Genomic DNA, 9,049 nt, shown 5'->3' with positions numbered 1-9,049 from the left:
GCCGGCGGCCGCCGGCGCCCCCGGTCGGGCTCAGGCGCCGTCCGCGAACCACCCGCGCGCGGGGTTGGTGACGTCCGGCACGACGCGCTCGCCGTCGGTGGGCGCGGCCCAGCGGACGCCGTTGGCCAGGACCTGCTGGATCTCCGGCTGGTTGTAGACCGGGTACTCCTGGTCGCCGGGGCTGAAGTAGAAGATGCGCCCGCGGCCGCGGGTGAACGTGACCCCGGAGCGGAACACCTCCCCGCCGGCGAAGGAGCTGATGAAGAGCAGGTCGTCGGGGTCGGGGATGTCGAACAGCTCGCCGTACATCTCCTGGCGCGGCACCACGATCGGGCTGGGCACGCCCCGGGTGATCGGGTGCGACGGCTTCACCGTCCAGACCAGCTCGCGCTCGCCCTCGTTGCGCCACGCCAGCGAGCACGTCGTGCCCAGCAGCCGCGTGAAGACCTTCGAGTAGTGCCCCGAGTGCAGCACCAGCAGGCCCATCCCGCCGAGCACGTGCCGGCGCACGCGCTCCACGACGGCGTCGTCGACGGCCTCGTGCGCCACGTGGCCCCACCACAGGACGACGTCGGTGCGCTCGAGCACCTGCTCGCTCAGCCCGTGCTCGGGCTCGTCGAGGGTGGCGGTGGCGACCTCGGCGTCCGGCAGCAGCCGGCGCAGTCCGGCCGCGATGGCGCCGTGGATGCCCTCGGGGTAGTACTCGCCGATGTCGGCGGGGTCGTGGTTGCGCTCGTGCACGCCCTCGTTCCACACGAGGGCGCGCAGCGGCCGCCCGGTCTGCTCGCTCACGCCTGCCCCACCCCTCCGAGCTGCTCCGACGGTTCGACCTGCTCCACCGCTTCGACCCGGCCGGACTCCGCCGAGCGCGCCGCCGCCTCCATGAGGGCGATGCTGCCCAGGTTCGCCCGTCCCGTCACGTCCGGCGCGGGGCCGCCGCGCACCGCGCGGGCGAACTGCCGCAGGCCGGCCGAGCGCCCCCACAGGTCCATCGCGGGCAGCTCGACGGGTTCCGGCGCGCCGCCGCCGAGGCTGACCTCGACGACGTCGTCGGCGGGACCGTCGTCACCGCGGCCGGTGAAGGTGATGCGCCCGCGCTCGCCCTCCAGCGCCCACTCGCCGTCCCAGGTGGTCTGCGGGCCGCGGCTGACCCAGCTGCCGCGGTAGCTGGCCACCAGGCCGCCGGTCAGCTCGATGACGAGGACGGCGGAGGCCTCCTCGGCGTACCGGCTCCACGGCGGGTCGGTGGTGCGCGCGTAGACGCTGACGGCCTCGCGGCCGGTGACCATCCGCAGCAGGTCGAAGTGGTGGATGGCCATGTCGTAGATCAGCGGGTGCGGGAAGGCGTAGTGGCGGTAGGTCTCCACCGGCTCGTCGTGGTCCCAGCGGCGGAAGTCGACGTGCACGACGGACAGGTCGCCGACGGCCCCCTCGGCCACGAGGCGGCGCACGGTCTGCGGTGCCGGGTAGAAGCGGTAGTTCTGGCTGACCTGCAGCACCAGGCCGAGCTCCTCGGCGCGCTCGACGGCGGTGCGGGCCTCGGCCAGGGTCCCGGCGAACGGCTTCTCGACGAGGACGTGCAGCCCGGCCTCCAGGGCCTCCAGCGCGAGCGGCACGTGCAGGTCCATGGGAGCGGTGATCACCACCCCGTCGGCCGCGACCTGCGCGGCGGCCTCGGTGAGGGAGGTGAAGCACGCGGCGTCCGGCAGGCCGAGGGTGCGCTGGGCGGCGCGCAGCGTGGGCTCGTGGGCGTCGACGACGCCGACCCGTTCCACCTCCTCCACCGGCGGTATCGCGTTGCGTTCCCAGTCCGTGCCCCAGCCGCCGAGGCCGACGTGGAGGATGCGCGTGGGCGAACTTGCTTCACTGCCTGAATCAACCACGTCGTCAAGCTAGCAGGGCTCGCACCGGATGACCACGGGGCGGGACCGGCGATCTCACCGCTCCCGCCCCGCGCCTCAGGCGGCGGCCCAGAACCGCCGGTAGGAGCGCTCCAGCCAGCCGTCCACCCAGGCCCGGTCACCACCCGGCGGCAGGTCGCTGCTGCGCAGCTGCGCCACCAGGTCCGCCTCCAGGCCGTCCAGCCGCTCCAGCACCGCCGCCAGCGGCCGGTGGCCCTGCCGCACGGCGCGCAGCTCGTCCAGCTCGGGCTGCGGCACCGGCAGCGTGACGCGGCCGGTGCGCAGCAGCTCCAGGCCCTGCACGCCCAGCCGCAGCGCGTGCATCGCGCGCTTGGTGTCGTAGCCGGCGGCGGAGCGGCGCGCGCGGACGGCGGCGCGGTGCCCGCGCACCCCCAGCAGCGCCTCGCGCTGGGAGCGCAGGTGGCCCAGGAACCGCCGGCCCGCGTCCCGGCTGGCGAAGCGGGAGGCGTTCGCGCGCAGCTCCTCCCCCGCCGGGGTGCACACCACCACCTCCGCCTGCGGCACCCACAGCGGCAGCAGCACCGTGGGGTTGCCCGCGAGGGCCAGCCGGGCCCACTTGCGCGCGCCGTAGACGACGACGTCCAGGTCGCCGGGGCCGGAGCGCTCGGCCAGGCCGCGCGGGCGCGCCCACGCCGTGTGCAGCTCGTACTGCTCGAAGGGGATCTCCCGACCGCCCGGCGTGCGCACGCGCGCCAGGCCGGTGACGAACTCGGCCGGCTCCAGGCACACGCCCAGCTCGTCGCGGTCGTCCTGGCCGTCGACGGCGGTGCCGTGCACGCCGCTGCCCACCTGGGTGCGCAGCACCGTCCCGGCCTCGGCGAGCCGGCGCGCCTGCTCGCCGGCGTGGGGGTGGGTGATCACCGCACGAGGGTAGGAGCGCCCGCCCCGGCCGGGCCAGCGGGTTTCAGAGCGTCGACAGCCGCTGCAGCAGCGCGCCGGCGAAGTCGCCCGGGACCTCCAGGGCCACCCGCACCCCGCCGGCGGCCTCGTCGGGGAACCCCGCGTACACCCCGCGCAGGTCCGCGATCGTCTGCCCGCGGCCGGGGCCGTCGGTGTGGTCGACGACCACGGGGACGCGGGGGGCGGAGGCGAGCTCGACGTCGCCGGTGGCGGCGGCCGCGGCCAGCGGGTCGTGCAGAACCGCGCACGGGCGGCCGAAGCGCTGGGCGTAGAAGCGGTAGTAGAACTCCAGCATCTGCGCGAGCGCCGTCGTCGCGGGGGTGCCGACGGCCAGCAGCGCCCGGCGGTGCTCCTCCTCGAACACGTGCCGCATCGTCACGTCGAGGCCGATCATCGTGGCGTCGAAACCGGCGGTCAGGACGCGGTGGGCGGCCAGCGGGTCGTTGGCGACGTTCGCCTCGGCGACGGCCGACACGTTGCCGGGCGCCATCGCCGCCCCGCCCATGACCGTGAGGCGCTGCACCAGCCGCGGCAGCTCCGGTTCCAGCTCCAGGGCGAGGGCCAGGTTGGTGAAGGGGCCGATGGCCAGCAGGTGCAGCCGCCCCGCGTGCGCGCGGGCGGCCTCGACGATGGCGTGCGCCCCGTCGTGGCCCACCGGCTCGGCGGCGGCGCGCGGCAAGCGCACCTCGCCGATGCCGTTGACGCCGTGCACCTCGGGCGCACCGCCCGCGTACGGGTGGTCCAGGAAGTCGTGCGCGCCGACGGCCACCGGCACCTGCGGGCGGCCCAGCAGCGCGAGCAGGTCCAGGGTGTTGCGGGCGCCGCCGGCCGCGTCGAGGTTGCCGCTGACGGTGGAGACGCCGACGAGCTCCACCCCCGGGGTGGCGACGAGCCAGCCGATGGCCAGGGCGTCGTCGATGCCGGTGTCGCAGTCGAGGTGGACCGGGGTGGGGAGCGCTGCCGTCACCCGCCGGATCCTACGGGGCGTCCCAGCCGGACTGCGGGGTGCGGCAGTCCTCGCGGAAGACGTACTGCGAGACGCGCTTGCGCTCGCTGCTGGACCAGTCGATCACCGGCCGGCGCGCCTGCTCGGGCAGGTAGCCGATGCGGTAGACGGCCATGAGCTCCAGGTCGTCGGGCACGGCCAGCAGGTCCACGATGCGCTGCCAGGCGCCCTCGACCTCCATGGGGAAGCTCACGAACTGGATGCCGAGCCCCAGCTCGGTGGTCGTCAGCCACAGGTTCTCCATCGCCGCGCCCATGCTGAACACCGAGTAGAAGGCCGACAGCTCGCCGGGGCGGTACTCCCCGCGGTCGAGCATGACGCCCAGCAGCAGCGGGGAGCCGGCGACGAGCTTGCGGTTCTGCTCCCCCAGGGTCTGCGGGACCCGCAGCGCGTTGACCACCCGCTGGCCGCGGCGGGTGAAGACCTGCTGGGTGAACGGGCGCAGCGGGGCGGGCAGCTTGTCGAAGAGCATCCCCGAGCGGGTGCGCTCCATCTCCTCGGGGCTGAAGCGGAACCAGCGCTTGTAGCGCTCGAAGAACGTCCCGTTGCCCATCGCGGTCGTCATCGACTCGCCGCTGATGCGGGCGACCTCCTCGATGGTCGGGCGCGACTCCACGAGCACGAACCGCCAGGGCTGGCTGTTCAGCTGGGAGGGGGCGCGCCCGGCGACCTCGACGAGCAGGCGCTGGTGCTCGGCGGAGACCGGGTCGGGCAGGAAGGGCCCGTTCGTGGTCCGCCGGGCGGCGATGGCCTCGCGCAGCTCCACCTCAGGCGTCCCGGGTGCCGAGCAGCGCGGCGGCGTAGGCCGGTGCGGCGGTCAGCGCGAGGGCGGGGTGCCACGGCGAGCGCGCGGACACGCGCGGGATGGCGGTCAGCGGGGCGGCGGCCGGCAGCAGCCGCCAGAACGCCGGGTCGCGCCGCCACGCCAGCAGTCCCCCCGCGGCCGCGGTCGTCAGCGCGGTCAGCACGTAGAGGCCGTGGTGGACCCAGCGCACCCGCGAGGTGTCCAGGAGGCGGGTGGCCACCGCCGCGCCGAGGGCGCAGTTGGCCAGGTAGCTGCCGGTGGCGGTCAGGACCGCCCCGCGGGTCGCGAGCACGGGCGACATCACACCACGTCCACCGCCCGGGGCCGGCGGGCGGTCCGGGGCTGGCCTGGATGCGGACCTGGAGGCGGCCCGGCGGCGGCCCGGAGGCGCGTCAGGCGATCTCGCGGATGGCCAGCAGCACCTGCCCCACCAGCTCGGCGGGCACGTCGGCCAGGTGGTGGTCGGAGCGGGCGTGGCCGTTGACCTGGGTGAGGATGCCGTCGCTGTCGGTGGCCGTGAAGGTGCGGGGGCACCCGGCCACCACGTCACCGCACGTGAACTGCTTCACGTCGCTCCTCCTCTGCTCGCCGGCGGGCACCGGCTCGTCCCCCGGTGCTCGGCCGCCCCCGGGCGCGACCTGAGGAGTTCGGGCGCGGAACCGCCCGGACGGGCGAACGCCCGCCCGTCCCGGGGGACGAGCGGGCGTTCACGGGCACCTCCGGCGCCCGGGGGGGCGCCTAGGGGCGGCGCTCGGCGCGGGTGGCGCCCTCCTCGGGGCGCGCCGCGGGAGGTGCGCCGTCGGTGCTCTCGGTGCTCCCGGTGCTCCCGGTGCTCCCGGCGCTCCCGGTGCCGCCGGTCACCTGGTGCTCGCCGTCCGCACCGTCCGCACCGTCCGCACCGTCCGCACCGTCCGCACCGTCCGCACCGTCCGCACCGTCCGCGGAGTGCCCGGCGGGGGCCGGCCTGCGCAGGCTGAAGACGATGGCCAGCGTCAGCGAGACGACGATCACGGCCAGGCTCAGCCAGGTCGGCACGTGGGGGATCGAGGGGCTGATGACCTCGTGGCCGGCCTGGAAGAACAGCTTGACGCCGATGAAGGCGAGGATGAACGCCAGCGCCTTGCTCAGCAGGTGGAAGCGCTCCAGCAGCCCGGAGAGCAGGAAGTACAGGGCGCGCAGGCCCAGGATGGCGAAGGCGTTGGAGGAGTAGACGATGAACGGCTCGCTGGTGACGGCCAGGACGGCCGGGACGCTGTCGACGGCGAAGATGAGGTCCGCGGCCTCGATGGCCGCCACGACCGCCAGCAGCGGGGTGCCGTAGCGCTTGCCGGCCTCCTTGATGAAGAACTTCTGGCCGTGGTACTCGTCCTTCAGCGGGACGAACCGCTTGAGCAACCGGACGCCGATGTTGGTGCTCGGGTCCATCTCCTCGTCGTCGCCCTTGAGCATCTTCCAGGCCGACCACAGCAGGATCGCGCCGAAGACGAAGAGGATGGCGGTGAAGCGCTCGACGACGGCCACGCCGAGGGCCAGGAAGATGCCGCGGAAGACCAGGGCGCCGAAGACGCCGAAGAACAGGACGCGGTGCTGGTACTCGCGCGGCACCTTGAAGTAGCCGAAGATCAGCGCGAAGACGAAGAGGTTGTCGACCGACAGGCTCTTCTCCAGCAACCACGCCGTCGTGTAGGCGGTGCCGGCCTCCACGCCGTAGGCGACGAAGATGATGACGCCGAACACGAGGGCGATGGCCACCCAGACGGCGCTCCAGACGGCGGCTTCCTTGAAGCCGATGACGTGAGCTCCGCGGTGGCCCAGCAGGTCGATCAGCAGCATGACGACGATAACCGCGCCGAAGGCCACCCAGGCCCACACGGGGACGTCGAGTCCCAAGCTCACGAGGGCTCCTCAGGTCGTAGGACGAGGCGGCGGGTGCCGCTCCTCCATGGTGACTTCCGGGAGCTGGAAGTGACGAGTCGAGCGGTGGACGACTTGCGCCCGCGGCATTGCCGAGAGTCGGCAATCAGCTGCCGGCGGCGGGCCAGCCGAGGGCGCGTGCGGCCAGGACGGCGGCCTGCAGGCCGAAGCGCTGCTGGGGGCGGGTGGCGTCGACGCCGGTGAGGTCGCGCACCCGGGCCAGGCGGTAGGTGACCGCGCGCACCGACAGGTGCAGCCGGCGCGCGGTCTCGGTCGCGTTGCCGCCGGACTCCAGGTAGGCCTCCAGCGTGGCCAGGAACGGCTCGGCGCCACCGCGCACCGAGCGCAGCGGCCCGAGGGTGGACTCGACGAGGTCGGTGGCCACGGAGCGGTCGCGCAGCAGGACGTCGTACACGAGCAGGTCGGCGGCGTCGGCCACGGCCTCGGCGGCGCCCATGCGGCCGGCCAGGTCCAGGGCCCGGCGGGCCTGCTCGTAGGAGCTGGTGACGCTGCCCGCCCCGGTGCCCGGGCGGCCGACCCCCGCCCGCCAGCCGCCGCGCGCGGGTGGCCCCAGCACGGCGCGCACCCGCTCGACGACCTCGTCCACGGCGGCCCGGTCGGGCGCGGCGAAGACGACGACGAGCGCGCCGTCCTTGGTGGCCACCAGCGCGTCGGCGTCCGCGGCGCTGCCCTGCAGCCTCCGCTCGACGGCGGCCAGCAGCGCGTCGCCGGCGCTGAAGGGGGTGCCGGCGCGCACGACGCACACGGCGTGCGGGCCGGCGAGGTCCAGCCCGAAGCGGGGCGCCCGGCGCAGCAGGCCGGGCACGTCGGCGGTCCCGGAGAGCAGGTCGTCGACGAACTCGCGGCGGTCGGACTCCTCCCGGCGCACCAGGCGGCGGCGGGCCAGCTGGTAGCCCTCGGTGAGGGCGGCGACGGCGTCGTCGGTGGCGCGCAGCACCACCTCGCCCGCGGTGACGACGGCGTCGGGGTCCACCCGGGCGGCGGCCACGGGCGGCAGGTGGCGCCACAGCCGCCACGCCGCCGACAGGTACAGGTCCAGCAGCGCGCGCAGGGCCACCCCGCTGGTGGCCGCCGCCTCCCCCACCTCGCGGCAGCGGGCGATGCGGGAGGCCGACAGCCTGCGGCGCGCGAGGACGGCGCGCCAGACGGCTTCGAGGAAGTCGCCGAGCAGGGCGGGGTCGGTGCCGCCGGCGTCGTCGGAGGCCGCGGCGGCCACCAGGCCCAGGCGCTCGGCGTCCGGCAGCTGCGGGGCGGGTGCGGGGTGCGGCTGCGCGCCGGCGCGCGGAGCGGGCGGTTCGGCGGGTCCGCTCGGGCGCTCGTGCACGCGCCGCACTCTGCCAGCCGGCGCGATGGTGCCACGGACGGCGGGCGTCGGTGGCCGTTCGAAAGCACGCGCAGACGCTGCGTGAGGTGATCTGCATCACATTCCTCGTCCACACCTCCGCGGTGGTGCTCGTGGTGCCGAGGTCGTGAGAGGTAGTGTCCGCTGCGGTGGACCCCCACGGGTCCTCCACACCACCTGCCGACGACGCACCAGACGACGCCGCCCCGGGCTCGCGCCCCCGACCGCACTGGACGTACCCGACGTGCTGCTTGCCCCGGCCCGCTCCCCCCGACGGACCTCCCGACTGCGCTCCGCGCTGCTGCTGGTGACGGCGGCCGCCGGCACCGGCTGCCTGGCCCTGGGCGTCGCCGCCCCGGCCTCGGCGGCCACCGTGCCGGTGGGCACCTCGACCGGCGCGGTGCTGGCCCCCGTGGTGGCGGCGGACGCCGCCCCCTCCCCCGAGGAGCTGGAGCGCGCGCAGCGGCAGGCGCAGGAGTCCCAGGCCAAGGCGGCGCAGGCCAAGGCCGACTACGAGGCCGCGCAGGCCACCCTGGACGCCCTGGCCGCCCAGGCCGGTGCCGCGCTGGAGACCTACCAGCAGGCGATGGAGGCCAAGGGGGCCGCCGAGCAGGAGGAGATCGCCCAGCGCGAGCGGCTGGCGCAGGCCGAGGCCACCCTCGCCGAGGGCAAGAAGGACCTCGGCCAGTGGGCCTCGCAGGCCTACCGCGGCGGCGGCTCGCTGCAGGAGTACTCCGGCCTGGTCACCGTCCTGCAGGGCGGCCCGACCGACGACACCGCCAGCGCGATGGCCTCCGTCAAGCGCATCGGCGACGGCCGCACCAGTGCCGTCGAGGCGTACGAGGAAGCGCAGCGGGTCCAGGCGGACGCCACCCTCAAGGCCGCCGCGGCCGCCGAGGAGGCGCGCAAGCAGGCCGACATCGCGGTCGCGGCCAAGCAGCAGTCCGACGCGCTGGTCGCCCAGCAGCGCACGCAGGTCGCCGCGCTGGCCTCGCTGCAGGCGCAGGCCATGGGCAGCGCGCTCTCGGACGCCCAGCGCGCCGAGAACCTGGCCAAGGCCAAGGCCGCCGCCGACGCCGCGGCCGGGCGGTCGGGCAGGCGCGCGAGGAGCCCGCCCGCGACGACGGCGATGGCGCACT

At 75.4% G+C, this 9,049-nt stretch carries 9 protein-coding genes and 1 pseudogene; 1 reads left to right on the top strand and 9 read right to left on the bottom strand.

Going from position 1 to position 9,049, the window contains the following annotated elements; all coding sequences use genetic code 11:
* Window positions 1–30 precede the first annotated feature (30 nt).
* From ACRYM2_RS22090 to ACRYM2_RS22050, 9 genes are all read right to left on the bottom strand, one after another.
* A complete protein-coding gene (locus ACRYM2_RS22090; RefSeq protein WP_432524760.1) occupies window positions 31–792 on the bottom strand; it encodes a ThuA domain-containing protein in 762 nt (253 codons plus the stop codon).
* A complete protein-coding gene (locus ACRYM2_RS22085) occupies window positions 789–1,883 on the bottom strand; it encodes a Gfo/Idh/MocA family protein (protein ID WP_432524759.1) in 1,095 nt (364 codons plus the stop codon). Before ACRYM2_RS22085 ends, ACRYM2_RS22090 begins: the two co-directional genes overlap by 4 nt.
* Before the next feature lie 75 nt (window positions 1,884–1,958).
* On the bottom strand, window positions 1,959–2,783 hold the full coding sequence (locus tag ACRYM2_RS22080; protein WP_432524758.1) for a DNA polymerase beta superfamily protein: 825 nt from the start codon (window positions 2,781–2,783) through the stop codon (window positions 1,959–1,961).
* 43 nt (window positions 2,784–2,826) lie between these two features.
* Window positions 2,827–3,789: a nucleoside hydrolase gene (locus ACRYM2_RS22075; protein ID WP_432524756.1), complete on the bottom strand. Its 963-nt coding sequence runs from the start codon at window positions 3,787–3,789 to the stop codon at window positions 2,827–2,829.
* 10 nt (window positions 3,790–3,799) lie between these two features.
* The gene (locus ACRYM2_RS22070; RefSeq protein WP_432524755.1) at window positions 3,800–4,594 is read right to left on the bottom strand and encodes a nitroreductase family protein; all 795 of its coding nucleotides are present in this window, start codon (window positions 4,592–4,594) and stop codon (window positions 3,800–3,802) included.
* A 1-nt stretch (window position 4,595) separates the two neighbouring features.
* Window positions 4,596–4,934, bottom strand: coding sequence for a hypothetical protein (locus tag ACRYM2_RS22065; protein WP_432524753.1), 339 nt, complete (start codon window positions 4,932–4,934; stop codon window positions 4,596–4,598).
* Between the two features lie 91 nt (window positions 4,935–5,025).
* A complete protein-coding gene (locus tag ACRYM2_RS22060; protein ID WP_432524751.1) occupies window positions 5,026–5,202 on the bottom strand; it encodes a DUF1059 domain-containing protein in 177 nt (58 codons plus the stop codon).
* Between the two features lie 169 nt (window positions 5,203–5,371).
* Window positions 5,372–6,466 carry a TerC family protein gene (locus ACRYM2_RS22055; RefSeq protein ID WP_432524762.1) on the bottom strand — a complete coding sequence of 365 codons (1,095 nt, stop codon included), beginning with the start codon at window positions 6,464–6,466 and terminating at the stop codon, window positions 5,372–5,374.
* A 187-nt stretch (window positions 6,467–6,653) separates the two neighbouring features.
* Window positions 6,654–7,892: a PucR family transcriptional regulator gene (locus ACRYM2_RS22050; protein ID WP_432524750.1), complete on the bottom strand. Its 1,239-nt coding sequence runs from the start codon at window positions 7,890–7,892 to the stop codon at window positions 6,654–6,656.
* A 262-nt stretch (window positions 7,893–8,154) separates the two neighbouring features.
* On the opposite strand from ACRYM2_RS22050, the pseudogene ACRYM2_RS22045 reads away from it, so the two are divergent.
* Window positions 8,155–9,049 (top strand): annotated as a pseudogene (locus tag ACRYM2_RS22045) (hypothetical protein); the annotation flags it as partial.

The sequence above is a fragment of the Kineococcus aridisoli genome (assembly GCF_050871885.1).
Classification (GTDB): domain Bacteria; phylum Actinomycetota; class Actinomycetes; order Actinomycetales; family Kineococcaceae; genus Kineococcus.
Note: the sequence above shows the minus strand (reverse complement) of the source record. Positions and strands in the feature narration are given on the sequence as shown.

What these genes read in the sequence shown, in the direction of transcription:
- ACRYM2_RS22065 (WP_432524753.1), bottom strand. Translation starts at nt 4,934, where the DNA reads ATGTCGCCCGTGCTCGCGACCCGCGGGGCGGTCCTGACCGCCACCGGC.
- ACRYM2_RS22055 (WP_432524762.1), bottom strand. Translation starts at nt 6,466, where the DNA reads ATGCTGCTGATCGACCTGCTGGGCCACCGCGGAGCTCACGTCATCGGC.